This window comes from Methyloversatilis sp. S146-33 (assembly GCF_059552495.1).
On record NZ_JCANOT010000012.1, the window covers coordinates 58283 to 82761 of the forward strand.

The window sequence follows — 24479 nt, forward strand, 5'->3', positions numbered from 1 at the left end:
GCCGCCCGCCTTCGAGCGCTTGAGAAAGAAACCAGCATGAAAGAAGGCATTCACCCCAAATACGAAGTCGTCGCAGTGACCTGCTCCTGCGGCAACAACTTCGAAACCCGTTCGACGATGGGCAAGCCGCTGCACATCGAAGTGTGTGCCTCGTGCCACCCGTTCTACACCGGCAAGCAGAAGATCGTCGACACCGCCGGTCGCGTCGAACGCTTCCGTCAGAAGTACGCAAACGTGCCGCGCAGCTGATTACAGCCCAGCGCCGCAGCAGAAAGGCAGCCTCTGGCTGCCTTTTTTGTTTCTGCACTTGCCGGATCAACCGTCGCCCGCCCCACGCGCTGCGGAGTCCCCATAGAATCCGGGCCACTGTTCACTGATCGTCTTCGATGTCACTTCCTTCGCAGTCCTACCTGGTCCGCCGTCCGCTGATCGGCGACCCACCCGAAACCGGATTCGTGATCGCGCTGTGCCTGGTCTATCTGCTCACCGGTCTGTTCGGTCGCGATCCATGGAAGGGCGATGACGCGCTGAACATCGGCGTGGCGCTGGGTTTCGCCCGCGAGGGCGGATGGCTGATCCCGCAACTGGCCGGCCAGCTGTGGCTGGACAGCCCTCCGCTGTTTCACTGGCTGGCTTCGCTGACCGGTCAGGCGGCGGGATGGATTGGCATCAGTTTCGCCGATGGCGCGCGCCTCGCCAGCGCCTTCTTTCTCGCACTGTGGCTGCTCGGCAGCGCAGGCGCCGCACGCGAACTGTACGGCGCACCTGCGGCGCGCATCGCCCCGCTCATCGGCATCGCCAGCATCGGCGCCGTCACCCACCTGCATGACGCGCAATCGTCGACCACGCTGCTGGCCGCACTCGGGCTGGGCATGTGGTCGCTCGCGCTGATCGCGCGACGACCGCTCCAGGGCGCGCTCGTACTGATCGTCGCGCTGGCCATCTCCGGCCTCGGCACTGGCCTGTGGCTGACCGCCGTGCTGCTGCTGACCGCCGCCGCCATGCCGCTGCTGCCGGTATGGCGCACGGTGGCGACCTCGGCACTGCGCATGAGCGCACTTCCGCTGGCGATGGCGGTCGGCACAGTGCTCGCGGCGAGCTGGCTGATCGCACTGCAGCTGGAACGCCCCGAGCTGGCCGCCCGCGTCTGGGCCAACGACCTGCAGCGACTGCTGCCGGATGTCGAACACCTTGCTGGCGGCGCCGGCAGCTGGGTCAAGGTGCTCGCCTGGTACGCCTGGCCGGCGCTGCCGGTCGCCGGCTGGGCCCTGTGGCAGCGCCGCGAACAGTGGCGCTCGCCGGTGCTGACGCTGCCGCTGATCGTGCTCGTGCTGCTGTTCATGCAACTCGCCGGTGAAGGTGCGGCCCGCAACCAGCGGGCACTTCCCTTGCTGGCACCGCTGGTCGTGCTGGGCAGCGCCGGCCTGCCCCGACTGCGCCGGGGAGCCGCGAACGCACTCGACTGGTTCGGTGTCATGACCTTTTCACTGCTGGGCCTCATCATATGGCTCGGCTGGATCGCCATGACGACAGGCTGGCCGGAAAGGCTGGCGCGCACCTTCGCGCGGCTGGAACCGGGCTTCGAGATGTCGATATCCTTGCTGGCACTGGCACCAGCCGTCATCATGAGTGCCGCATGGATATGGCTGCTGTGGCGTTCGCCACGAACACCGACACGCGGGGCCGTCAGCTGGGGCTGCGGCATGGTATTGATATGGTTTCTCGTCAGCAGCCTGTGGCTGCCGTGGATAGATTACGGTCGCAGCTATCGCGACGTGGCGCGGATGATCGGCGAGCACCTGCCGGCACAGCATGGCTGCGTTGCCTTCACCGGCCTGCAGGACAGCCAGCGCGCGGCGTTCTACTACTTCCTCGACCTGAAGCCGCTGAACGTTGCGGGCCGATCGGGGCAGCAATGCGATCTGCTGCTGGCCTACCATGGCCGGGGCGGCAAGCCGCCGTCGCTGGACGGACGCTGGACTCTGAAGTGGGAAGGCCGCCGGCCCGGCGACCGGCACGAGCGCTTCCTGCTGTACGCAAGACACTGAAACGAAGGGTGACACGAGGCGCCGGATGACATGAACCTGTTGATGCAGACCTCCGCCTGGCCCGCACTGCGATCAAAGGCGATCCAGCTATCGCGCGTACACCTGCGCAACTTCTTCGAGCAGGATCCCGACCGTTTCGCACGCTTCTCGCTGCGTTACGACGGCTGGCTGCTCGACTACTCGAAGCAGCGCGTCGACGGCGAAACGATGGCGATGCTGATGGATCTGGTCAGTGCGCTCGACCTGCCGCGCGGCATCCGCGCATTGGCGGCCGGCGACCAGATCAATTTCACCGAGCGCCGCGCCGCACTGCACATGGCGCTGCGCGCCCGCGACGGCGCGCACGCCGACGTCGTACGCGATTGCCGCGCTTCGCTCGAGCACTGGGTGCGGCTGATCCGCAACCGCGAACTGCTCGGCGCAACCGGCCAGACCATTACCCATATCATCAACCTGGGCATCGGCGGATCCGACCTCGGGCCGCGCCTGGCGATGGAGGCGCTCGAGCCGCAGATCAACGGTCCGGTGGTCAAGTTCGTCGCCAACCTCGATCCGGCCGCCCTCGACCTCGCACTGCGCGACTGCAAACCGGCGCACACCGCCTTCATCATTTCGTCGAAAAGCTTCACCACGCAGGAAACGCTGGCCAACGCGCAGGTCGCGATGAAATGGCTGGCCGACGGTCTGGGCACGGCCGGCGTCGGCCAGCACCTGTTCGCCGTCACCAACCGCCCGGCGGCTGCCCAGGAACTGGGCGTGCCGGCGCAGCGCTGCCTCTTCCTGCCGGAATGGGTCGGCGGACGCTATTCCGTCTGGTCGTCGATCTCGCTGCCGCTGGCCTGCGCCATCGGCATGCAGGCCTTCGGCGAAATGCTCGACGGCGCACGCGACATGGACGAGCACTTCACGCGCGCGCCGATGAATGCCAACCTGCCGGTGCTGTTCGGCCTGATCGACTTCTGGAACGCCAGCGGCATGGGTCTGGAAACGCTCGCGGTGCTGCCTTACAGCCACCTGCTGCGCAGTCTGCCGTCCTACCTGCAGCAGCTCGAAATGGAGAGTAATGGCAAGCGCTGCACCTCGACCGGCGAACTGAGCCGGGCGCCGACCTCCCCCGTGGTGTGGGGCGGCTCCGGCATCGTCGGCCAGCACGCTTACCACCAGCAGCTCTACCAGGGCACGCGGATGATGCCGATGCACTTCATCGTGCCGCGCGTGGCGCGCGACGAGCGCAGCCGCATGGTTCAGCTCAATGCGCTGGCGCAGAGCGCCGCGCTGATGCGCGGCAAGACGCGCGACGAGGCGATGGATGAACTGAAACGCAGCGGTCTGTCCGAGCAGGAGGCCACCCGGCTCGCGCCGCACGTCGCCTGCCCCGGCAACCAGCCGAGCACCACGCTGCTGATGCCGGAGCTGACGCCACGCACGCTGGGGCAGCTGATCGCGCTGTACGAGCACAAGGTGTTCGTGCAAGGCTGGCTGCTCGGCATCAACAGCTTCGATCAGTACGGTGTCGAGTACGGCAAGCAGATGGCGCGCGCGCTGGCGTCGGGCCGACTGCCGCCGGATGCCGACGCGTCGACCCGCGGCCTGTTCGAGGCGCTCGATCACCCGGACGCATGAGCGCAGCGCTGGGGCCAGCGATCAATTATGCCGCCGGTCAGCTGTGGGCCCTCCTGCGGCAGAACGAACGGGCCGTTGCCGCCTTTCGCCGCTGCACCTCGGTCGATCCGGCGCATGTACCCGCCTGGCGCATGATCGGTTTCCTCTGCCAGCAGGACGAGAGCCGGAGCGACGAGGCCCTGCTCGCATTCGAACGGTCGGTGGAACTGGCACCGGACGACGCCGTCAGCCGCTACAACTTCGGCTTCCTGCTGCATCGCCGGGGCGAATTCGAGCACGCGCTGGCGCAGATGACAGCCGCAGTGCGCCTGCGCCCCGCTCTCGATCAAGCCTGGTATGGCTGCGGCCTGCTGCTGAGCGAACTGGGTCGACCGCAGGAGGCGATCGTCGCGTTAAGACGGGCGGTCGAGCTGCAACCCTTCAACGGCAGCGCGAGCTACGCGCTGTGTCAGGCCTGCCGGGCCGTCGGTGACGAAGAAGGCCTGCTCGCCGAGTACCGGCGCATCGGGCAGTACGACCCGCGCACCGCCCGCAGATTGGCCCAGGAACTGGGGCTGCCCGATTGAAGCCGTGTTTCAGGGTGCCAGCCGGACTCGCGTCCAGTCGGCGCCCTGGCGGCGATAGAGCAGACGGTCGTGCAGGCGGTCGCTGCGCCCTTGCCAGAATTCGATCGCATCCGGATGCAGCCGGTAGCCGCCCCAGTTCTCCGGGCGGGGCGGCGTCGAGCCGAAGCGCTCCTCGAACTCGCGCACGCGCCTGACCAGCGATTCGCGACTGGGAATTTCCCTACTCTGCGGCGACGCCCAAGCCCCCAGCCGGTTGCCCACCGGGCGCAGCGAGTAGTAGGCGTCAGACTCTTCCGCGCTCACCTTGCTCACCGTGCCCTCGATCCGGATTTGCCGCTCCAGCGCCGCCCAGAACAGCAGCAGACTGGCGTGCGGATTGGCCTCCAGTTCGGCGCCCTTGCGACTGTCGTAATTGGTGAAGAACACGAAGCCGTCCTCGCCATAGCCGCGCAGCAGCACGATGCGCGCACTGGGCCGCCCGTCTGCTCCGACCGTGGCCAGCGTCATCGCGTTCGGGTCGCGCTCGACCACACGGCCGGCTTCGGCAAACCAGAAGCGGAACTGGTCGAGCGGATTGTCGGCCGCTTCAGTCTCGTCGAGCGAACCGCTGGTGTAGTCGATGCGGTGATGTATCGGGTCCATGGTGTCTCCTCTCCTCATTCCGGCGCGGGCGCGCGTTCGATTCCGGCGATGCGGGTGCCGGCCTGGAGCTTCCGCGCGGCAAACCAGCCGATATTGGTTTCCAGCGCATAGCGCGCCGGACGCTCGGCGCAATGCGATGTTTCGGTCTGCGGCTGCATGTCCGCAATGTTGATGATGTGGCCCTTGTCATCGATGAAGGCAACGCTGAGCGGAATCAAGGTGTTGCGCATCCACATGCAGTGCTTGGCCGCCCGGGTGAACACGAAGAGCATGCCGGCATCCGACGGCATCTCGGTCCGGTGCATCAGGCCAGTCATGCGCGCGGCGTTGGTGTGCGCGACTTCGGCCTTGAGGCGGTACATGCCCACACCGAGCTCGAGCGTGGGCATGTCGGCGCAGGCACTCAGTGCGCTCAGCGCGAGCAGGCTGCAGAGTAGCGATTTCTTCATGACAGGCAGAACATCCCGATGGTGAATGATGAATGATGCACGCCGACGACTTCTTGATCGATGTCAGCCCGCAGCGGATGCCCTGAACGGGCCTCATGCGCGCGCAAGTCGCTGAGCAAGCAGATCTGCCTCAGCATCCCGCCATTGACCTGGCTGCAGCGAACCGAGTTGCCACGGACCGATGGCGACGCGTATCAGGCGCAACGTCGGGTGGCCGATGGCTGCCGTCATCCGCCGCACCTGCCGGTTGCGGCCCTCGCTGATGCCGATCTCCAGCCAGCAGGTCGGCACTGACAGCCGATGGCGCACCGGTGGATTACGTGGCCACAGATCGGCCGGCTCGGCGATGCGCTCGACCGAGCAAGGCCGGGTCGGGCCGTCCTTCAACTGCAGGCCGCCGCGCATCCGTTCCAGTGCTGCCTCGTCTGGCTCACGCTCGACCTGCACCCTGTAACGCTTGACCAGCTTGTGCTTCGGATCGCTGATGCGGTGCTGCAGCGCGCCGTCGTCGGTCAGCAGCAGCAGGCCTTCGCTGTCGGTGTCGAGGCGGCCCGCCGGATAGACTCCGGGCACGTCTACGTGGTCGGCCAGCGTCGGATGCATGCCATCCGGCGAAAACTGGCAGATCACGCCATAGGGCTTGTTCAGCAGGATCAGACGGCTCACGCACTGGCCACCGGCTGCCCCTGCAGGTGGCCGAAGCGACGTGCGAAGCGCAGTTCCTCCGGGTAGGGGAAGAAGTCCTGGATGTGGCCTTCGCGGATGCGCTGCTGCGTCTCCTGCCAGAACTTCACGTCCAGCAGATCGCGGTGATACTTCAGGAAGGCCGCTCGCACCTTGGGCGTCGACAGCAGGAAGGTGGCGAATTCCTCGGGGAAGATGTCGTTGCGCTGCACCGAGTACCACACCTCGCCGGACATTTCGTACTCCGGGCTGGGCGCCGGCGGGATACGGCGGAAATTGCAGTCGGTCAGGAACTCGATCTCGTCGTAGTCGTAGAACACGACGCGTCCGTAGCGGGTGACGCCGAAGTTCTTCCACAGCAGATCGCCCGGGAAGATGTTGGCGACCGCCAGTTCGCGGATCGCGTTGCCGTACTCGTACACCGCGTGGTCGATCTGCTCCTCGTTCGCCGTTTCCAGAAAGATGTTGAGCGGAATCATCCGTCGTTCGATGTAGCAGTGGCGGATGACCAGCGTGTCGCCATCGCGCTCTATCATCGACGGGGCCAGCTGGTCCAGCTGTTCCAGCAGTTCGGGCGAGAAGCGGTGGGCCGGCAGCGCGATGTCCGAGTACTCGATGGTGTCGGCCATGCGGCCGACACGGTCCACCTGCTTCACCATCAGGAACTTCTTCTTCACCGTCGCGCGGTCGGTGTCCTTCGAACTGCCGAACTTGTCCTTGATGATCTTGAACACATAAGGATAGGACGGAAGCATGAAAACCAGCATGACCAGACCGCGAATGCCGGGCGCCTCGACGAAGTTGTCGTTCGAGTGACGCAGATGGTTGATCAGGTCGCGGAAGAACATGGTCTTCCCCTGCTTGCCCAGCCCGAGCATCGTGTAGAGCTCGGAGCGCGGCTTCTTCGGCATCAGTGTGCGCAGGAAATGCACGTTCGCCGAAGGCACCTGCATGTCGGCCATGAAGTAGGCGCGCGACAGCGAGAACATGACGCTGACGCGCCAGGGCTCCAGCAGGATGGTGTCGAGGAAGAGCCCGCCCTTGCGGTCGTGCAGCACGCTGACCATGAACGGATACTCGAGGTGACCGTTGATCGCCTTGCCGATCACATAGGCGGCCTTGTTCCGGTAATAGGCCGAGTTCAGCACCTGTATCTGCAGGTTGGCCTCGCGCGCCGGCCAGTCGCCGCCGACATGTTCAAGCGCCGCGCGCATGATGTAGTCCACGTCGCGGTCCAGATCAGTGAAATGACGCTGCCAGTCGAAGTCGATGAAGATCTGCTTCACCGCGGCGCGCAGACCGGTCTGGTTCGGGTAGTAACTGCGCCAGGTCGGCGGAGAACTCTCGATCAGTTCGGTCGAGATGGCCGGACGCACGAAGATGAAGTCGTTGTGGAAGTACTTGCGATGCAGGATCTTCGTCGTGACCGAATTGAAGAAGGTTTCGGCCAGCTCCGGTTGCCGATGGTTCACCAGCAGGCCGATGTAGAGCAGCTTCACCTGCTGCCAGGTGTTGTCGTCCAGCGAGTCGGCGTGGAACTCGTTGTGCAGCCGGTCCACACACTCGCGCACACGGTCGTCGTAATACTGGATGCGCTCGCGGATGCAGCGCTGCTGCCCCGGCCAGTCCGCCTGTTCGAACCGTTGCTTGGCCGTACCGCTGACAGCACGGAACAGCGTGTAGTGCTTGTCGAAGCCGTCAATCAGCGCCTGTGCGATGGCCAGCGCAACCTGGTTCTGCCCGGCAGGAAGATTCATGGCAAGTCCGCTCGTATCGTCAAGCGCGGGATTCTAATGGGCGCGCGCACGCCGCGGTGCGGAACACGCAGCCGACAGGAATGTCGCATCATTTCTTGATTGGGGGATAATCGCGGAAGCCCGCCGGCGGCAACACCGTCACAGGGCCAATAACCAGACAACACACCAAGGAGCTGGATGGCATGAGTACCACTCACATCAAGATTCCCGCCGAGGGGACAAAAATCGTTGCCGGCCAGCCGATGCCGGACAATCCCATCATCCCCTTCATCGAAGGCGATGGCATCGGCGTGGACATCACGCCGGTAATGAAGGACGTCGTCGATGCAGCCGTGGCCAAGGCCTACGGCGGCAAGCGCAAGATCACCTGGATGGAGGTCTACGCCGGCGAGAAGGCCACCCGCATGTACGGCCCGGACGTCTGGCTGCCGGAAGACACGCTGGCCGCGTTGAAGGAATACGTCGTTTCGATCAAAGGCCCGATGACGACGCCGGTCGGCGGCGGCATCCGTTCGCTGAACGTGGCGCTGCGCCAGGAGCTTGACCTCTACGTCTGCCTGCGCCCGGTGCGTTACTTCAAGGGCGTGCCCAGCCCGGTCAAGCAGCCGGACCTGATCGACATGGTCATCTTCCGCGAGAACACCGAAGACATCTACGCCGGCATCGAATGGCAGGCGGAATCGGACAATGCGCGCAAGGTGATCAAGTTCCTGCGCGACGAAATGGGCGTCAAGAAGATCCGCTTCCCCGAGACCTCCGCCATCGGCATCAAGCCGGTGTCGCGCGAAGGCTCGGAGCGCCTGATTCGCAAGGCACTGCAGTACGCCGTCGACAATGATCGCAAGTCGGTCACGCTGGTGCACAAGGGCAACATCATGAAGTTCACCGAAGGCGGCTTCCGCGACTTCGGCTACGCGCTGGCGCAGAACGAGTTCGGCGCCGAGCCGATCGACGGCGGACCGTGGTGCAAGTTCAAGAACCCGAACACCGGCCGCGACATCATCGTCAAGGACGCCATCGCCGACGCCTTCCTGCAGCAGATCCTGCTGCGGCCGGCCGACTACGACGTGATCGCCACGCTGAACCTGAACGGCGACTACATCTCCGACGCGCTGGCGGCACAGGTCGGCGGCATCGGCATCGCCCCGGGCGCCAACATTTCGGACGCCTATGCAGTGTTCGAAGCCACCCACGGCACGGCACCGAAGTACGCCGGCCTGGACAAGGTGAATCCGGGATCGCTCATCCTGTCGGCCGAAATGATGCTGCGTCACATGGGCTGGCTGGAAGCGGCCGACCTCATCATCGCGTCGATGGAGCGCGCCATCGGCGATAAGCAGGTCACCTACGACTTTGCCCGCCTGATGGACGGTGCGAACGAAGTGTCGTGCTCGGAATTCGGGCGCGCCATGATCGCCCGCATGTAACGGTGACAGCGGGCGTCGCAGGACGCCCAGCTGCAGAAACAAAAAACCCGGCTTGCGCCGGGTTTTTTGCTTTCCGAATCCTCAGGACCGGATCAAGCAGCCTGGATGTTCGCGGCCTGCTTGCCCTTGGGTCCCTGGGTCACGTCGAACGTCACCTTCTGGCCTTCCTTCAGGGTCTTGAAACCACCCATCTGGATCGCCGAGAAATGAGCGAACAGATCTTCGCTGCCATCATCCGGCGTGATGAAGCCGTAACCCTTGGAATCGTTGAACCACTTAACAGTACCAGTTGCCATTGATCTTATCCTCTCAACCTCTCAAATGAGCCGAAGCTCCCGTACATGTTTGTACTTCAAGTTCTGATGTTCTGACCCCGGGAACTACCGACCGCGCCGGAACTCGACAACGGTCTAGGACTGCGACCACTCGAGAGCTTGAACCAAACACAGAACGGCTTTTAGCCCAGATGAAGCAGGCGGTCAACACGTTTCCATGCTGCACCACGGCAGACTTTTGCGACGATTTTCCGGCCATCTTGGACAGCGTTCATCGAAGCGTCGAAAGCTGTCAGCGCACGCTTGCCGGAACGCGTTGTCCAAAGACGTGAACAGGTGGCGCGCAATGACGAGAAACAGCGGAAAAGCGACACAGCTTCTCGTGTTGCACACCCGATGTTTGTGATTAGAATGGGACCATGGTTACACGCAGGCAGGACGATTCACTCCTCGAGCTTGAAAAGACACGGGTCAAGCCCCCACCTCTGTTCAAGGTCATGGTGCTGAATGACGATTACACCCCGATGGACTTCGTGGTTGGAGTCCTTCAGAAGTTTTTCGGCATGAACCGGGAACAGGCCACGCGCGTCATGCTCAAGGTACATACGGAGGGGGCCGGCGTATGCGGCATCTACCCCAAGGACGTTGCAGCATCGAAAGTGGAACAGGTGTGTACCTTTGCGCGCCAGCATCAGCATCCGCTGGCGTGCGTGATGGAGGAAAATTGAAATGATCGCGCAGGAGTTGGAAGTCAGCCTTCACATGGCCTTTGTCGAAGCGAGACAGAAGCGCCATGAATTCATCACTGTCGAGCACCTGCTGCTCGCCCTGCTCGACAATCCTTCGGCAGCGGAAGTGCTTCGTGCCTGCGCAGTGAACATCGATGAGCTGCGCAAGGAACTGTCGGCCTTCATCAACGAGCACACGCCGGTGGTCGATGGCAGCGAGGAAATCGACACCCAGCCGACACTCGGCTTCCAGCGCGTAATCCAGCGCGCCATCCTGCACGTGCAGTCCTCGGGCAAGAAGGAAGTGACCGGTGCCAATGTGCTGGTCGCCATCTTCGGCGAGAAGGATTCGCACGCGGTGTATTTCCTGCAGCGCCAGGGCGTCACGCGCCTGGACATCGTGAACTTCATTTCGCACGGCATCACCAAGGCGGCCCAACCGGCCGCCGCGGCGAAGCCCGAGTCGGAACAGGGCGAGCAGGAACAGGAAGGCGGCCAGGCGGGCGGCGCACTCGACAGCTTCACGCAGAACCTGAACGCACAGGCGCTGATGGGCAAGATCGATCCGCTGATCGGTCGCGACCACGAACTCGAGCGCGTGATCCAGACGCTGTGCCGTCGGCGCAAGAACAATCCGCTGCTGGTGGGCGAAGCCGGCGTCGGCAAGACCGCGATTGCCGAAGGGCTCGCACGCCGCATCATCGAGGGCCGGGTGCCGGACATCCTCGCCGACGCGACCATCTACGCGCTGGACATGGGCGCCCTGCTCGCCGGCACCAAGTACCGCGGCGATTTCGAACAGCGTCTTAAGTCGGTGCTGAAGCAGCTGCTCGACAATCCGAACGCCATTCTGTTCATCGACGAAATCCATACGCTGATCGGCGCGGGGGCCGCCTCGGGCGGAACGCTCGACGCGTCCAACCTGTTGAAGCCGGCGCTGTCGTCGGGTCAGCTGAAGTGCATCGGCGCGACCACTTACACCGAATATCGCGGTGTGTTCGAGAAGGACCACGCGCTGTCACGCCGCTTCCAGAAGATTGACGTGACCGAGCCCAGCGTCGAGGAGACCGTGTCCATCCTCAAGGGACTGAAGTCGCGTTTCGAACAGCATCACGGCGTCAAGTACTCGTCGACCGCGTTGTCGTCAGCGGCCGAACTGTCGGCGCGCTACATCAACGACCGTCACCTGCCGGACAAGGCGATCGACGTGATCGACGAAGCCGGGGCGGCGCAACGCGTACTGCCGAAATCGAAGCAGAAGAAGGTGATCGGCAAGACCGAGATCGAGGAAATCGTTGCCAAGATCGCGCGCGTGCCGTCGCAGCATGTGTCGAACGACGACCGGTCGGCGCTGCGCAATCTCGACCGCGACCTGAAGAACATGGTGTTCGGTCAGGACAACGCGATCGATGCGCTGGCCACCGCGATCAAGATGTCGCGCTCCGGTCTCGGCAATCCGAACAAGCCGATCGGCTCCTTCCTGTTCAGCGGCCCGACCGGCGTTGGCAAGACCGAAGTCGCTCGTCAGCTTGCCTACTGCATGGGCATCGAACTGATCCGCTTCGACATGTCCGAGTACATGGAGCGTCATGCGGTCAGCCGCCTGATTGGCGCACCTCCGGGCTATGTCGGCTTCGATCAGGGTGGCCTGCTGACCGAGGCAGTGACCAAGAAGCCGCACTCTGTGCTGCTGCTCGACGAAATCGAGAAAGCGCACCCGGACATCTTCAACATCCTGCTGCAGGTGATGGACCACGGCACGCTGACCGACAACAATGGTCGTCAGGCCGATTTCCGTAATGTGGTCATCATCATGACGACCAACGCCGGCCAGGAGACGCTGCAGAAATCCGTCATCGGCTTCACGACGGAACGCCAGCCGGGCGACGAGATGGCCGACATCAAGCGCCTGTTCACGCCGGAGTTCCGCAACCGTCTGGACGCAATTATTTCGTTCAAGCCGCTGGACCGCGAAATCATCCTGCGCGTGGTCGACAAGTTCCTGATGCAACTGGAAGGTCAGTTGCAGGAGAAGAAGGTCGACGTGCAGTTCTCGGAAGAGCTGCGCAGCTGGCTGGCCGAAGCGGGCTTCGATCCGCTGATGGGCGCGCGTCCGATGGCACGCCTGATCCAGGACACCATCCGCTCCGCGTTGGCAGACGAACTGCTGTTCGGTCGCCTGACCAGCGGCGGCAAGGTGACCATCGACCTCGACGGCGACAAGAAGGTGAAACTGGTGTTCGACGAGGAAGAACTCGCAACACCCGCCTGATAAGGCATCACCGTTCCGACCGAGGCGGCCATAATGGCCGCCTCTTTTTTTGTCTGTCACGCCTCCCGAACAGAAAGGACGACTCATGGACATCCACACCGCCGACCTGTGTGACCAATTCGAAAGCGAACTGCGCATCTGCGCACCGATGTTCCGCAGCTACGGCGGCCGTGCCGCCTTCGGTGGCCAGATCACGACACTGAAGCTGTTCGAGGACAACGGTCTGGTTCGCAAGGCACTTGAAGCGACGGGCAACGGCCGCGTGCTGGTGGTCGATGGGGGCGGTTCGATGCGCCGCGCGCTGGTCGGCGACCAGATCGCCGCCCTGGCGGTGAAGAACGGCTGGGCTGGCATCGTCGTCTACGGCTGCATCCGCGACTCCGCGGCGATCGGCGAGATGGATATCGGTGTCTGCGCGCTCGGCACCCATCCGCTGAAGACGGTCAAGCGCAATGAAGGTCAGGCCGACCTCACCGTCAGCTTCGGCGGCATCGACTTCGTCCCCGGCCAGTACCTTTATGCCGACGCCGATGGCGTCATTGTCTGCCCGCGGCCGCTGATCTGAGTGTGCGTTCGGCCGGCACTCGCGACCCGGTGTCGGCGGCGCCTTTCGCAGCGCACAAGTTTCTGCAGATTTTTCTGCACTTTTTCACACATGCAACAGAGCAGACAAGACAAGTCTTTGTTTTATTTAAAAACACGACTTCTTATGTCTTATACAAGACCTCTTGTTGCTTTGCCAAAGCCTCTTTATACTTGAGCCCGTCACGATAGCCGCCCGGTTCCATTCATCGGTCGGCTTCCCGGGCGCCCGGTCTGCTTGCTGCCAACCGCTGCGACAGGCCCTCGCGGGTTTCGTGGATCGGCCCGCATCGGTTCATCGGCCGAAGGATGCCCGGACCGCACGGTCCGGCATGGGTGTCAGCACCGTTTCAGGAAGCATTTCAAAGTCAGGGCTTACGGGTGGCGCAGGCTGCCTGTTCGGGTTGTTTTTTTCTTCGAGGACATGCAATGAGCACGAAAGAACAGGAAATCGCCAAGATTCAGAAGGATTGGGACGAAAACCCCCGCTGGAAGGGCATCAAGCGCGGCTACACCGCCGAGGATGTCTATCGCCTGCGCGGCTCCTTCCCGGTCGAGTACACGCTGGCCCGCCGCGGTGCGGAAAAGCTGTGGGATCTGGTCAACAACGAGCCGTTCATCAACTGCCTCGGCGCGCTGACCGGCGGTCAGGCCATGCAGCAGGTGAAGGCCGGCGTCAAGGCGATCTACCTGTCGGGCTGGCAAGTCGCTGCCGACAACAACTCGTACGAAGCGATGTACCCGGACCAGTCGCTGTACCCGGTTGACTCGGTTCCGACCGTCGTGAGCCGCATCAACAACAGCTTCAAGCGCGCTGACGAAATCCAGCACGCCAAGGGTGTTTACGCTGGCGACAAGGGCTACATCGACTATTTCGCCCCGATCGTGGCGGACGCAGAAGCCGGTTTCGGCGGCGTGCTGAACGCCCACGAACTGATGAAGGCGATGATCCGCGCGGGCGCCGCCGGCGTGCACTTCGAAGACCAGCTGGCCTCCGTGAAGAAGTGCGGTCACATGGGTGGCAAGGTGCTCGTGCCGACCCAGGAAGCCGTGCAGAAGCTGATCGCCGCCCGTCTGGCCGCCGACGTCTACGGCGTCCCGACCCTGATTCTGGCCCGTACCGACGCTGAAGCCGCCGACCTGCTGACCAGCGACTGCGATCCGATCGACAAGCCCTTCGTCACCGGCGAGCGCACCGCCGAAGGCTTCTACAAGACCAAGAAGGGTCTGGAGCAAGCCATCTCGCGCGGTCTGGCCTACGCCCCGTACGCCGACCTGATCTGGTGCGAAACCGGCACGCCGGACCTGGCTTTCGCCAAGGCCTTCGCCGACGCGATCCACGCCAAGTTCCCGGGCAAGATGCTGGCCTACAACTGCTCGCCGTCGTTCAACTGGAAGAAGAACCTCGACGACGCGACCATCGCCAAGTTCCAGCGCGAGCTGGGCGCGATGGGTTACAAGTACCAGTTCATCACTCTCGCCGGCATCCACAACATGTGGTACCACATGTTCGATCTGGCCCAGGACTACGTGGCCCGCGGCATGTCCGCCTACGTGGAAAAGGTTCAGGAGCCGGAATTCGCGGCCCGCGACCGCGGCTACACCTTCGTGTCGCACCAGCAGGAAGTCGGCACCGGCTACTTCGACGACGTGACCACCACCATCCAGGGTGGCACTTCGTCGGTGACCGCGCTGACCGGTTCGACCGAAGAAGAGCAGTTCCACTGAGATGGACCGGGCCCGCAACAGCGGGTCTGCTGAACTGAAAAGGCCGCCCGGCTCTCGCCGGGCGGCCTTTTTGTTTCCTTTTTCTTAGTCCTCCGCCGGCTGCGGCAGATCGGGAATGAAAGTGCCGCCGGATTCCCAGTACGCCAGATCGCCGTATGTGAGCTTCAGCAGATCGACGAAGAGCCGCACCCGCAAGGGCAGATGGCGACGCTGCGGAAACAGCGCATAGATGCCCATGGGCGGCGCCGCGAAATCGCCGAGCACTTCGACCAGCGCTCCGTTCGCCAGGTCCTCACGCACTTCCCAGTACGAGCGCCAGGCCAGCCCGAGCCCACTCAGTGCCCAGTCGCGCAGCACGGCACCGTCGTTGCATTCGACCAGATGGGTGATGCGCAGCGTGATCGGCTCGCCGTGCGCCATGAAACTCCAGCCACGGGCCTGCGAGCGATTCGGCCCGAGGCCGAGGCAACGGTGCTGCAGCAGGTCATACGGATGCCCGGGTTTGCCGAAACGGGCGAGGTAATCCGGGCTGGCGACGACGACGCGTCGCGTCTCGCCCAATTTGATACTGATCATGCTGGAATCAGGCAGGCTGCCGATGCGCACCGCGCAGTCGACGTTCTCGTTCACCAGGTCGACCATGCGGTCGGTCAGATCAAGCGAAATCTTGACCTCGGGATTCAGCGCCATGAAGCGCTTCACCAGTGGCGCCACGTGGCGCCGGCCGAAGCCGGCCGGTGCGCTGACGCGCAACAGACCGGTGGCCCTCGCGCCGCCGGCGGTCACTGCAGCATCGGCACTCGCCAGCTCGTTGAGAATGCGCTGGCAATCCTCCAGATAGGCACTGCCTTCGTGCGTCAGCGTCAGCTTGCGCGTAGTGCGTAGCATCAATTTGACGCCCAGCCTCTCTTCCAGCGCATCCATGCGCCGCCCGATCACGGCCGGCTGCACGCCTTCGAGTTTCGCAACGGCCGAAAGACTGCCATGCGCCGCAACCGAAACGAAGGACTCTATCTCCTTGAAGCGATCCATTTTGTACTAAAAGTAAAAGATAAATGTACTTAAGGAAAGCTTAACGGATGCATAAGGAAAGTCTAGTATTTGTGCAGATGCAGCAATTCATGCCGGGCACAACCTGGTCTGATGCATCGGACGTTAGACCCCGGTCCTCCCGTCCGCACCGTGCGCAACCCGCCCGCTGCGGCACACCCGCCCGACGACGGCACCACCGCCGCCGATCGGGTGTGAGGGACGGCCAACCTGTCCGGAGCACGGAGCAAGAACGCTCACGTCATACCGGCTCTCGAACCGTTATCGGAGCGCACGCACATGACTATCGCTGAATCTGCAGACAAGCTGAACCGGGCCATGGATCTGCCCGCCGGTGTGAGCATCGCCGCTCCGGTCAGCGCCGAATACCAGACCATCCTGACCTTCGAAGCGCTGTCGCTGCTTGCCCAGCTGCACCGTCAGTTCGAACCGCGTCGCCGCGAACTGCTCGCCGCGCGGGTGACCCGCGCGGCCGAGATCGACGCCGGCAAGCCGGTCGATTTCCTGGCCGATACGCTGCACGTGCGCGAAGGCGACTGGAAGATCGCGCCGCTGCCGAAGGCATTGGAATGCCGCCGCATCGAAATCACCGGCCCGACCGAGCGCAAGATGATCATCAATGCGCTGAACGCCGGTGCCGACAGCTACATGAGCGATTTCGAGGATTCGAACTCGCCGACCTGGGACAACCAGGTGCAAGGCCAGATCAACCTGCGTGACGCCGTGCGCGGCACGATCAGCGTCGAGTACAAGGGTAAGACCTACAAGCTGAACGACAAGGTTGCCGTGCTGCAGGTGCGCCCGCGCGGCTGGCACCTCGACGAAAAGCACGTGACCGTCGACGGTCAGCGCGTGTCCGGTGGTCTGTTCGACTTCTGGCTGTACTTCTATCACAACGCCAAGGAACTGCTCGCTCGCGGCGCCGGCCCCTACTTCTATCTGCCCAAGCTGCAGAGCCACCGCGAAGCCCGCCTGTGGAACGACGTGTTCGTCGCCGCCCAGGAGATGCTCGGCATCCCGCGCGGCACGATCAAGGCCACCGTGCTGGTGGAAACGCTGCACGCCGCGTTCGAGATGGAAGAAATCCTTTACGAACTGCGCGATCACAGCGCGGGCCTTAACGCGGGCCGCTGGGATTACATCTTCTCCTGCATCAAGGTGCTCCGTAACGATCGCGATTTTTGCCTGGCCGATCGCAGCAAGATCACGATGACCGTGCCCTTCATGCGCGCTTACGCACTGTCGCTGATCAAGACCTGCCACAAGCGCGGCGCACCGGCGATCGGCGGCATGAGCGCGTTGATTCCGAACAAGAACGATCCGGACGCCAACGAAAAGGCGATGGCCGGCATCCGTTCGGACAAGCGCCGCGACGCCAATGATGGCTATGACGGCGGCTGGGTGGCTCACCCGGGCCTGGTGCAGGCAGCGATGGAAGAGTTCGTGTCGGTGCTCGGCGACAAGCCGAACCAGATCGAGAAGCAGCTCGACGTGAACTACGGCGCTGCCGATCTGCTCGACTTCCGTCCGGAAGGTCCGATCAGCGAAACCGGTCTGCGCACCAACATCAACGTCGGCATCCAGTATCTGGGTGCATGGATGGACGGCAATGGTTGCGTGCCTATCCACGGTCTGATGGAAGATGCGGCGACCGCCGAAATCAGCCGCGCCCAGGTGTGGTCGTGGATCCGCAGCCCGAAGGGCATCCTGGATGACGGCCGCAAGGTGACCGCCGACATGGTGCGCGGCCTGATCCCGCAGGAACTGGACAAGATCCGCGCCCTGCTGGGCGACGCCTACACGGAAACCTATGCCGCCGCCGCCAAGCTGTTCGGCGACATGTGCGTGGCCACCGAACTGGAAGACTTTCTGACGCTGCCGGCTTACGAACGCATGGAGTAAGCCTACCCCTTGCAGCATCACGGACGGCGCCCCAAAAGGGCGCCGTTTTTCGTTGTGGAAGACCTTCGTCGCATCGTCTCGTCCGACGCCGCCGACACGACGGACGAAAAAAAGCCCGCTCTGCGGCGGGCTCTCATCGGGCAGGACGACCAGCGATCGTCCGGACCGGGATTACTCCATCGGGGTGACCTTGCCCGGGGCGATCTTGCCGTCCGAGCGACCCTTCAGGTAGGCGTACAGGCTGTCGATCTTCTCGCCCTTGAGGAAGGGGTGCGGGGGCATGCCGCGGTCTGCGTGAGTGCCATCGACGACGATGCCGACGAACTCTTCCTTCGTGTATTTCTTCAGACCTTCGATCAGCGAAGGACCAACCATGCCTTCCTGGTTCGCGCCATGGCAACGCTCACAGGCGGCCGAACGCCACGTCTTCCAGCCCATCAGGGTCTTGGCGTCCACCTTGTTGCCCTCGGCAACCTTGTACGGTGCTTCCTGCGCCATCGCGGTCGAAGCCAGCGCGGCCAGCACGACGGTTGCCAGATGTTTGCGAATCACAATCAGCTCTCCTCAATTGATTGGTGGGTGTTGCAGTGGAAAAAAACGATCTTCCGGTCAAAAGGATTACATGACCTGCGTTGGACCGGGAATAAGTGTCGGCTTATGGCTGGCGCTTTCCTGAACTCGTAAGCTTACCGCGGCACTTCCATTAAAAAAAGGGTTGTTGCCCCTGAACTTGTCAGCGTCCGCCCGTCGATCCGAAACCGCCAGCGCCTCGTTGCGATGCAGCAAAATCAAGCACTTCGCGCAAAGCCACCTGTACAACGGGCACCACGACGAGTTGCGCGATCCGCTCCAGTGGTTGGAGGACAAATTCGCTCGCGCCACGGTTCCACAGCGATACAAAAATTTGCCCCTGGTAGTCGGAGTCGATCAGCCCGACCAGGTTGCCCAGCACGATGCCGTGCTTGTGGCCGAGACCGGAGCGCGGCAGCACCATCGCAGCCAGTCCGGGATCTTCCAGATGAATTGCGATGCCGCTGGGCACCAGCAGCGTCTCGCCCGGACGCAACACGGTGGTCGTGTCTATGCAGGCGCGCAGGTCCAGACCGGCGGAACCGGGCGTTGCATAGGACGGCGGCAATTCGCGCAGCCGCTCATCGAGAATCTTGTAATCGAGAGTGGACATCTTCAGTCTTTCAGCAATCGGGAAATGTGTTCGAGGATGGCGCGCGCAATGACCGGCTTGGGCGCTCGCGCAAGAGGATGGCGACCTTCGGCGTCGTAGAGCACGACCGCATTGTCCTCGCCACCCAGGCCGTCGGCCACCAGATTACCGACGACCAGTGGCAGCTTCTTGGCCGCCCGCTTGGCTTGAGCATAGGTGTCGAGGTCATGGCTCTCGGCCGCGAAGCCGACGCAGAACGGTGCATCGGCGCGCGCTGCCACGTCGGCCAGGATGTCCGGATTGCGCACCATGTCGATCGACAGCGTCTCGGCGCTCTTCTTTATCTTGCGCTCGCTGGGTGCCGCCGGCCGGTAGTCCGCGACCGCGGCGACCGCAATGAATACATCGCAGGCGGCGTAGCGTGACAGCACGGCCTCGTGCATGGACAGCGCGCTGCTCACATCGACGCGCTCGACACCGAAAGGTTTGGCCAGCCCGGTCGGTCCGCTGATCAGCGTCACGTCCGCGCCTGCCCTCGCCGCCGCGCACGCCAGCGCGTAGCCCATGCGCCCCGAGCTCAGATTGGTGACGACGCGCACCGGATCGATAGCCTCGGCCGTCGGTCCGGCCGTGATCAGCACACGCCGGCCGGCCATCGCCTTCGGCGTGAAATGGGCGAGCACCGCATCGAGCAATTCGGCCGGCTCGACCATGCGGCCGAGGCCGACCTCACCGCAGGCCTGCTCGCCCGCCGCCGGCCCGACGACAATGGCGCCATCGCCACGCAGCGTATTCATATTGCGAACGGTCGCCGGGTGTTCCCACATCTGCCGGTTCATCGCTGGGGCGATCATCAGCGCACACGCTGCGTCACGCGCCAGGCACAGCGTGCTGAGCAGGTCGTCCGCGCGGCCCTGCGCCAGTTTCGCGATGCAATCGGCCGTAGCCGGCGCGATCAGCAGCAACTGCGCGTCGCGCGTGAGATCGATGTGCGCCATGCCATTGGCCATGCGCGCGTCCCACAGGTCCGACCACACGGGCTCGCCGGTGATCGCCTGGTAGGTAGCCGCGCCAATGAAGTGACTCGCCGCCTCCGTCATCACGACCCGCACGCGCGCGCCGTCCTTGATCAGCAAGCGCGCCAGTTCGGCCGACTTGTAGGCGGCCACGCCGCCGGTGACGGCCAGCACGATGGTGCGCCCGGACAGTTCCGCCCTTGCGTTCATGACAATGTAGTATCCTGCACCGAGTCGACACCGGATTGTAACGCGATGGCGATCAAGGACTGGAGCGCGGAACAGCGGCCGCGCGAGCGACTGCTGCTGCAGGGCGCCGAAGCGCTGTCGTCGGCCGAACTGCTGGCCATCTTCCTGCGCGTCGGCGTCAGCGGGAAATCGGCGGTCGATCTTGCGCGTGACCTGCTGGCGCATTTCGACGACAGCGTGACCTGCATGGCCAGCGCCAGCATCGGCGAACTGTGCCGGGTCAAGGGGATGGGGACAGCCAAGGCGGTACAGCTGAAAGCAAGCTTCGAACTGGCACGCCGCGCACTGGGTGAGCAATTGAAGGAGCGCGACGCACTGACCTCACCGCAGGCGGTACGCGACTGGCTCAAGCTGCGCCTGAGTGGTCTGGCGCACGAAGTGTTCATGGTGCTGCTGCTCGATGCGCAGAACCGGCTGCTGCAGGCGGTCGAACTGTTCCGCGGCACGCTGACGCAGACCAGCGTGTATCCGCGCGAAGTTGTGAAACTGGCACTGGCGCACAATGCGGCGGCCGTCATCCTCGCCCACAATCACCCGTCCGGCGTGGCGGAACCGTCCCGCGCGGACGACCTCCTGACGCAATCGCTGAAGCAGTCCCTGGCGCTGGTCGACGTGCGCGTACTCGACCATGTCATCATCGGCAGCGGCGCGACCTGCTCGTTTGCCGAGCGCGGAATTCTTTGAAGAACTTGAACAAAACCTGATACGTACTCTATAATCGCGAGCTTTTCCGATTCTGGAGCTCGAAACATGTCCCGCGTTTGCCAAGTTACCGGGAAGTCGCCGATGGTGGGTAACAACGTTTCCCACGCTAACAACAAGACCAAGCGCCGCTTCCTGCCCAATCTCCAGCAACGCCGTTTCTGGCTGGAGTCCGAAGGCCGTTTTGTCAGCCTGCGCGTCAGCACCAAGGGTCTGCGCACGATCGACAAGAAGGGCATCGAAACCGTGCTCGCCGAAATTCGCGCACGCGGCGAAAAGATCTGAGATTTCCGGCCACGCCGGAACAATGCAATCCGGCTCAGCCGGCATAGACAGGAAGGAAAGACGTCATGGCCAAGGGCGGACGCGACAAGATCAAGCTGGAATCCACTGCCGGCACCGGTCATTTCTACACGACCACGAAGAACAAGCGCACCAAGCCTGAAAAGATGGAGATCATGAAGTTCGATCCCAAGGCTCGCAAGCACGTGATGTACAAGGAAACCAAACTCAAGTGAGGCTTCCTCGCCGCCTGGCGTAGTGCTGGGCCGCAATAAAAAACCCGCCGATGGCGGGTTTTTTATTGCCCGCTCGGAACGCAGGCAGCTTGCGGAGCGCCGTCCGGCGCTCCGCACTTCTGGATCAGCAGACGACCGTTTGCGCCTCGCCCTCGCCGCAGCGCTCGATGCGACCGATGCGATAGACGGTCTCGCCAGCCGCACTCAGCGACTGCGTCGCACGGTCGGCATCAGCGGCCGACACGATCACCACCATGCCGATGCCGCAATTGAACACGCGGTACATCTCCTGCGCCGCCACGTTTCCGGCCGCGCGCAGCCAGGCGAACAGCGGCGGCAGCGTCCACGAGGACGCGTCGATGTGCGCCGACAGCCCTGCCGGCAGCACGCGCGGCACGTTGTCGAGCAGACCGCCGCCGGTGATGTGGGCCATGCCCTTCACCAGCCCGGGCGCTTCCTTCATCAGCGCCAGCAGCGGCTTCACGTAGATGCGGGTCGGTTCGAGCACGGTTTCGCGCAGCGTGCGGCCATGAAAATCGGCATTCAGGTCCGGCGCGTCGCGTTCGAGGATCTTGCGCAGCAGCGAGTAGCCGTTCGAATGCGCGCCGCTGGAGGCCAGGCCGAGCACCACGTCGCCCTCGGCGATGGTTTCGCCGGTGATCAGCTGGCTTTTCTCGGCGATGCCGACCGCAAAGCCCGCGAGGTCGTATTCGCCAGCCGGGTACATGCCGGGCATTTCGGCCGTTTCACCACCGATCAGCGCACAGCCCGCCAGTTCGCAGCCGCGGGCGATGCCGCCGACCACGCGCGCCGCCGTGTCGACGTCGAGCTTGCCGCAGGCGAAGTAGTCGAGGAAGAACACCGGTTCGGCGCCCTGCACCAGAATGTCATTGACGCTCATCGCCACCAGATCCTGGCCTACCGTGTCGTGACCGTCGAGCTGGAAAGCGAGTTTCAGCTTGGTGCCCACACCGTCGGTGCCGGACACCAGCACCGGCTCGCGGTAGTTCTTCGACACCTCGAACAGCGCGCCGAACCCGCCGATGCCGCCGATCACCTCCGGGCGCATCGTGCGCTTGGCCAGCGGCTTGATGCGCTCGACCAGCGCATCGCCGGCATCGATATCCACACCGGCAGCGGCGTAACTGAGGGGAGCGCGGGAATCCTTGGATGAAGTCATGACGTATGAGGCGCCGGGCGCCGGGAAAACAGGATGAATGAACGGGAGTGCAGCGGAATCTTGCTAAACTGCGGGGCGTTTTTGCACCGCATTCGCGCATTCCGCCCCAAGGGTGCGCATTCTACCCCGGCCCGCACCCCGCCATGACCCCTCCCGGCATCAACCGCAAACAAACCCTGCTGTGGGCAGGCGTCGGCGCGGCCATCGTCGGGCTGCTGTGGCTGCTCGGACCGACGCTGTCGCCCTTCATGCTGGGCCTGGTGCTGGCCTACATCTTCGAGCCACTGGTCGAGCGGCTGAGTCGTCGACGCGTGCCGCGCACGCTGGCCGTGGTGCTGGTCATCCTGTTCGTGATCAGTCTGGTGGTCGGACTCATCCTCATCCTGGTGCCGGTGATCCAGCAGGAGGTGCGCACGCTGATCGCGCGCCTGCCCGCCTATCTGACGGCGGCGCACGAACAGCTCGTGCCCTGGCTGCAGCAGCATTTCGGCATCACGCTGCAACTCGACGTGGATAGCCTGAAGCGCTTCATCACGAAGAACTGGAGCAGCGCACAGGACTACCTGATGGTGGCGCTCGAATACGTGAGCAGCCAGGGCGCGGTCATCGTCGGCGTCGTCGCCAACGTGCTGCTGACGCCGGTCGTCATGTTCTACCTGATGCGTGACTGGCGCGACCTGCGCCACCGCGTTGCCAAGCTGGTGCCGCGCCCATGGCTGAACCGCACGCTGTCGCTGGTCGACGAGATCGACGCGGTGCTGGCCGAATTCCTGCGCGGCCAGCTGTCGGTGATGGCGGCACTGGCGCTGTTCTACTGCGTCGGGCTTTGGATCGCCGGCGTCGATTACGCATTGCCGCTGGGCCTGCTGTCCGGCCTGCTCGGCTTCATTCCCTATGTCGGCTTCTCGACCGGCCTGCTGCTGTCGCTGCTGGTGGCCACCCTGCAGTTTCAGGGCTGGCCGCCGGTCATCGGCGTGGCCATCGTCTACAGCCTGGGTCAGTTGCTGGAAAGCTTCCTGCTCACGCCCTGGCTGGTTGGCGAACGCATCGGCCTGCACCCGCTGGCGGTCATTTTCGCGCTGATGGCTTTCGGCCAGCTGTTCGGTTTCGTCGGCGTGCTGATCGCGCTGCCCGCTTCGGCTGCGCTGCTGGTCGGTCTGCGTGAAGTAAGACGGCACTATCTGGCCAGCCATTTCTACCAGGGCGACGCGCCCAAGATCATCGAATGATGCGTCAGCTCCTGCTCGACATCCGCCCGATCGCCGCTCCCAGCCTCAGTAATTTCGTGGCCGGCGGCAATCGCGACCTGCTCGCCCACCTGCGCTCGATGACCGGCGACCAGCCGGGTGCGTCTGTGTATCTCTGGGGCGACAGCGGCAGTGGCCGCACCCACCTGTTGCGTGCGCTGGCGGCCGAATCGAAGGCGCGCGGGCTCTACCTCGAAGTCGACCAGATCAACTTCACGCCGCCTGACACCCTGATCGGCGCGCTCGAAGCCACGCACGCGAAACTCTGGCTGTTCGACGACATCCATCTGCTGGAGCCGGAGGCGCAGGGCGCGCTGTTCCGTGCGATCAATCTTGCGCACGCACGCGGCATCACGGTCGTCGCCGCCGGCAATTGCGCGCCGCGCACGCTGCCGCTGCGCGAAGACCTGCGTACGCGCATCGGCCAGATGCTGCCCTTCTGCATCCAGCCGCTGCACGACGACGAGCGCATCGAACTGCTGCAGGCGCACGCGGCCGCGCGCGGCATGAAGGTCGAACAGGAGGTGTTCGATTACCTGCTGCGCCACGGCCGACGCGACATCCGCTCCCTGCTCGGCATACTCGACCTGCTCGATGAACATTCGCTGACCCGCCAGCGCCCGGTGACACTGCCGCTGCTGCGCGAGGTCATGCAGACCAGACTGATCTGAT

Annotated in this window: 25 protein-coding genes; 15 read left to right on the forward strand and 10 right to left on the reverse strand. The window is 63.7% G+C overall.

The genetic code is table 11. The features are described 5' to 3' along the window. Positions 1–36: 36 nt before the first annotated feature. From rpmE to AC51BJ_RS01940, 4 genes are all read left to right on the forward strand, one after another. Positions 37–249, forward strand: coding sequence for a 50S ribosomal protein L31 (gene rpmE / locus AC51BJ_RS01925; protein ID WP_019918890.1), 213 nt, complete (start codon positions 37–39; stop codon positions 247–249). 137 nt (positions 250–386) lie between these two features. Further along, on the forward strand, positions 387–2048 hold the full coding sequence (locus AC51BJ_RS01930) for an ArnT family glycosyltransferase (protein WP_496279151.1): 1662 nt from the start codon (positions 387–389) through the stop codon (positions 2046–2048). Positions 2049–2078: 30 nt separating this feature from the next. Further along, positions 2079–3671: a glucose-6-phosphate isomerase gene (pgi, locus tag AC51BJ_RS01935; RefSeq protein ID WP_496279152.1), complete on the forward strand. Its 1593-nt coding sequence runs from the start codon at positions 2079–2081 to the stop codon at positions 3669–3671. Further along, on the forward strand, positions 3668–4237 hold the full coding sequence (locus AC51BJ_RS01940; RefSeq protein WP_496279153.1) for a tetratricopeptide repeat protein: 570 nt from the start codon (positions 3668–3670) through the stop codon (positions 4235–4237). Before pgi ends, AC51BJ_RS01940 begins: the two co-directional genes overlap by 4 nt. A 9-nt stretch (positions 4238–4246) precedes the next feature. Here AC51BJ_RS01940 and pdxH read toward each other — a convergent pair whose 3' ends face one another. From pdxH to aceK, 4 genes are all read right to left on the reverse strand, one after another. After that, positions 4247–4879 carry a pyridoxamine 5'-phosphate oxidase gene (gene pdxH, locus AC51BJ_RS01945; RefSeq protein WP_020164074.1) on the reverse strand — a complete coding sequence of 211 codons (633 nt, stop codon included), beginning with the start codon at positions 4877–4879 and terminating at the stop codon, positions 4247–4249. Positions 4880–4893: 14 nt separating this feature from the next. Next, positions 4894–5328, reverse strand: coding sequence for a DUF192 domain-containing protein (locus tag AC51BJ_RS01950; protein WP_496279154.1), 435 nt, complete (start codon positions 5326–5328; stop codon positions 4894–4896). Between the two features lie 93 nt (positions 5329–5421). Continuing rightward, positions 5422–5994 (reverse strand): pseudouridine synthase, encoded by a 573-nt coding sequence (locus tag AC51BJ_RS01955; RefSeq protein ID WP_496279155.1) that lies wholly within the window; start codon positions 5992–5994, stop codon positions 5422–5424. Continuing rightward, entirely contained in the window at positions 5991–7769 is a 1779-nt protein-coding gene (aceK, locus tag AC51BJ_RS01960; protein ID WP_496279156.1) for a bifunctional isocitrate dehydrogenase kinase/phosphatase, read from the reverse strand. The genes AC51BJ_RS01955 and aceK overlap by 4 nt, the downstream gene beginning before the upstream one ends. Positions 7770–7951: 182 nt before the next feature. Between aceK and icd the strand changes: the two genes are divergently transcribed. Beyond that, on the forward strand, positions 7952–9196 hold the full coding sequence (gene icd, locus AC51BJ_RS01965) for an NADP-dependent isocitrate dehydrogenase (protein ID WP_024300538.1): 1245 nt from the start codon (positions 7952–7954) through the stop codon (positions 9194–9196). A 92-nt stretch (positions 9197–9288) separates the two neighbouring features. Here icd and AC51BJ_RS01970 read toward each other — a convergent pair whose 3' ends face one another. Next, entirely contained in the window at positions 9289–9492 is a 204-nt protein-coding gene (locus tag AC51BJ_RS01970; protein WP_019918899.1) for a cold-shock protein, read from the reverse strand. A 398-nt stretch (positions 9493–9890) separates the two neighbouring features. Here AC51BJ_RS01970 and clpS point away from each other — a divergent pair, with 398 nt between their 5' ends. The 4 genes from clpS to aceA all read left to right on the forward strand — a co-directional run bounded on the left by clpS (position 9891) and on the right by aceA (position 14781). Beyond that, positions 9891–10199 (forward strand): ATP-dependent Clp protease adapter ClpS, encoded by a 309-nt coding sequence (gene clpS / locus AC51BJ_RS01975; protein ID WP_008061043.1) that lies wholly within the window; start codon positions 9891–9893, stop codon positions 10197–10199. Between the two features lies 1 nt (position 10200). Then, entirely contained in the window at positions 10201–12471 is a 2271-nt protein-coding gene (gene clpA, locus AC51BJ_RS01980; RefSeq protein ID WP_019918900.1) for an ATP-dependent Clp protease ATP-binding subunit ClpA, read from the forward strand. An 85-nt stretch (positions 12472–12556) separates the two neighbouring features. Continuing rightward, positions 12557–13036, forward strand: coding sequence for a ribonuclease E activity regulator RraA (gene rraA / locus AC51BJ_RS01985; protein WP_496279157.1), 480 nt, complete (start codon positions 12557–12559; stop codon positions 13034–13036). A gap of 446 nt (positions 13037–13482) precedes the next feature. Beyond that, positions 13483–14781, forward strand: a complete 1299-nt coding sequence (gene aceA, locus AC51BJ_RS01990; protein WP_019918902.1) for an isocitrate lyase — start codon at positions 13483–13485, stop codon at positions 14779–14781. An 84-nt stretch (positions 14782–14865) separates the two neighbouring features. On the opposite strand, the gene AC51BJ_RS01995 is transcribed toward aceA, so the two are convergent. Further along, positions 14866–15813 (reverse strand): LysR family transcriptional regulator, encoded by a 948-nt coding sequence (locus tag AC51BJ_RS01995; protein WP_019918903.1) that lies wholly within the window; start codon positions 15811–15813, stop codon positions 14866–14868. Between the two features lie 297 nt (positions 15814–16110). Here AC51BJ_RS01995 and aceB point away from each other — a divergent pair, with 297 nt between their 5' ends. Continuing rightward, complete coding sequence (gene aceB / locus AC51BJ_RS02000; protein WP_496279158.1) at positions 16111–17733, forward strand: malate synthase A; 1623 nt, start codon at positions 16111–16113, stop codon at positions 17731–17733. Positions 17734–17904: 171 nt separating this feature from the next. Here the strand turns inward: aceB and AC51BJ_RS02005 are convergent, their stop codons facing one another. The 3 genes from AC51BJ_RS02005 to coaBC form a co-directional block, all read right to left on the reverse strand. Then, positions 17905–18285: a c-type cytochrome gene (locus tag AC51BJ_RS02005; RefSeq protein WP_304000938.1), complete on the reverse strand. Its 381-nt coding sequence runs from the start codon at positions 18283–18285 to the stop codon at positions 17905–17907. Positions 18286–18466: 181 nt separating this feature from the next. After that, the gene (gene dut, locus AC51BJ_RS02010; protein ID WP_496279159.1) at positions 18467–18916 is read right to left on the reverse strand and encodes a dUTP diphosphatase; all 450 of its coding nucleotides are present in this window, start codon (positions 18914–18916) and stop codon (positions 18467–18469) included. Positions 18917–18918: 2 nt separating this feature from the next. Further along, complete coding sequence (gene coaBC / locus AC51BJ_RS02015) at positions 18919–20121, reverse strand: bifunctional phosphopantothenoylcysteine decarboxylase/phosphopantothenate--cysteine ligase CoaBC (protein WP_496279160.1); 1203 nt, start codon at positions 20119–20121, stop codon at positions 18919–18921. A 45-nt stretch (positions 20122–20166) separates the two neighbouring features. Here coaBC and radC point away from each other — a divergent pair, with 45 nt between their 5' ends. The 3 genes from radC to rpmG all read left to right on the forward strand — a co-directional run bounded on the left by radC (position 20167) and on the right by rpmG (position 21380). Next, the gene (radC, locus tag AC51BJ_RS02020; RefSeq protein WP_496279161.1) at positions 20167–20844 is read left to right on the forward strand and encodes a RadC family protein; all 678 of its coding nucleotides are present in this window, start codon (positions 20167–20169) and stop codon (positions 20842–20844) included. A 66-nt stretch (positions 20845–20910) separates the two neighbouring features. After that, complete coding sequence (gene rpmB, locus AC51BJ_RS02025) at positions 20911–21147, forward strand: 50S ribosomal protein L28 (RefSeq protein ID WP_024300540.1); 237 nt, start codon at positions 20911–20913, stop codon at positions 21145–21147. Between the two features lie 65 nt (positions 21148–21212). Next, complete coding sequence (gene rpmG / locus AC51BJ_RS02030) at positions 21213–21380, forward strand: 50S ribosomal protein L33 (protein WP_019918910.1); 168 nt, start codon at positions 21213–21215, stop codon at positions 21378–21380. A gap of 124 nt (positions 21381–21504) precedes the next feature. Here the strand turns inward: rpmG and purM are convergent, their stop codons facing one another. After that, complete coding sequence (gene purM / locus AC51BJ_RS02035; protein WP_496279162.1) at positions 21505–22560, reverse strand: phosphoribosylformylglycinamidine cyclo-ligase; 1056 nt, start codon at positions 22558–22560, stop codon at positions 21505–21507. A 143-nt stretch (positions 22561–22703) separates the two neighbouring features. Here purM and AC51BJ_RS02040 point away from each other — a divergent pair, with 143 nt between their 5' ends. Then, positions 22704–23789 (forward strand): AI-2E family transporter, encoded by a 1086-nt coding sequence (locus AC51BJ_RS02040; RefSeq protein ID WP_019918912.1) that lies wholly within the window; start codon positions 22704–22706, stop codon positions 23787–23789. Beyond that, positions 23786–24478, forward strand: coding sequence for a DnaA regulatory inactivator Hda (gene hda / locus AC51BJ_RS02045; RefSeq protein ID WP_496279163.1), 693 nt, complete (start codon positions 23786–23788; stop codon positions 24476–24478). The genes AC51BJ_RS02040 and hda overlap by 4 nt, the downstream gene beginning before the upstream one ends. Position 24479 lies beyond the last annotated feature (1 nt).

Coding starts and splice junctions, on each gene's coding strand:
- rpmE (WP_019918890.1), top strand. CDS start 37: ATGAAAGAAGGCATTCACCCCAAATACGAAGTCGTCGCAGTGACCTGC.
- AC51BJ_RS01930 (WP_496279151.1), top strand. CDS start 387: ATGTCACTTCCTTCGCAGTCCTACCTGGTCCGCCGTCCGCTGATCGGC.
- pgi (WP_496279152.1), top strand. CDS start 2,079: ATGAACCTGTTGATGCAGACCTCCGCCTGGCCCGCACTGCGATCAAAG.
- AC51BJ_RS01940 (WP_496279153.1), top strand. CDS start 3,668: ATGAGCGCAGCGCTGGGGCCAGCGATCAATTATGCCGCCGGTCAGCTG.
- pdxH (WP_020164074.1), bottom strand. CDS start 4,879: ATGGACCCGATACATCACCGCATCGACTACACCAGCGGTTCGCTCGAC.
- AC51BJ_RS01950 (WP_496279154.1), bottom strand. CDS start 5,328: ATGAAGAAATCGCTACTCTGCAGCCTGCTCGCGCTGAGCGCACTGAGT.
- aceK (WP_496279156.1), bottom strand. CDS start 7,769: ATGAATCTTCCTGCCGGGCAGAACCAGGTTGCGCTGGCCATCGCACAG.
- icd (WP_024300538.1), top strand. CDS start 7,952: ATGAGTACCACTCACATCAAGATTCCCGCCGAGGGGACAAAAATCGTT.
- AC51BJ_RS01970 (WP_019918899.1), bottom strand. CDS start 9,492: ATGGCAACTGGTACTGTTAAGTGGTTCAACGATTCCAAGGGTTACGGC.
- clpS (WP_008061043.1), top strand. CDS start 9,891: ATGGTTACACGCAGGCAGGACGATTCACTCCTCGAGCTTGAAAAGACA.
- clpA (WP_019918900.1), top strand. CDS start 10,201: ATGATCGCGCAGGAGTTGGAAGTCAGCCTTCACATGGCCTTTGTCGAA.
- rraA (WP_496279157.1), top strand. CDS start 12,557: ATGGACATCCACACCGCCGACCTGTGTGACCAATTCGAAAGCGAACTG.
- aceA (WP_019918902.1), top strand. CDS start 13,483: ATGAGCACGAAAGAACAGGAAATCGCCAAGATTCAGAAGGATTGGGAC.
- AC51BJ_RS01995 (WP_019918903.1), bottom strand. CDS start 15,813: ATGGATCGCTTCAAGGAGATAGAGTCCTTCGTTTCGGTTGCGGCGCAT.
- aceB (WP_496279158.1), top strand. CDS start 16,111: ATGACTATCGCTGAATCTGCAGACAAGCTGAACCGGGCCATGGATCTG.
- dut (WP_496279159.1), bottom strand. CDS start 18,916: ATGTCCACTCTCGATTACAAGATTCTCGATGAGCGGCTGCGCGAATTG.
- coaBC (WP_496279160.1), bottom strand. CDS start 20,121: ATGAACGCAAGGGCGGAACTGTCCGGGCGCACCATCGTGCTGGCCGTC.
- radC (WP_496279161.1), top strand. CDS start 20,167: ATGGCGATCAAGGACTGGAGCGCGGAACAGCGGCCGCGCGAGCGACTG.
- rpmB (WP_024300540.1), top strand. CDS start 20,911: ATGTCCCGCGTTTGCCAAGTTACCGGGAAGTCGCCGATGGTGGGTAAC.
- rpmG (WP_019918910.1), top strand. CDS start 21,213: ATGGCCAAGGGCGGACGCGACAAGATCAAGCTGGAATCCACTGCCGGC.
- purM (WP_496279162.1), bottom strand. CDS start 22,560: ATGACTTCATCCAAGGATTCCCGCGCTCCCCTCAGTTACGCCGCTGCC.
- AC51BJ_RS02040 (WP_019918912.1), top strand. CDS start 22,704: ATGACCCCTCCCGGCATCAACCGCAAACAAACCCTGCTGTGGGCAGGC.
- hda (WP_496279163.1), top strand. CDS start 23,786: ATGATGCGTCAGCTCCTGCTCGACATCCGCCCGATCGCCGCTCCCAGC.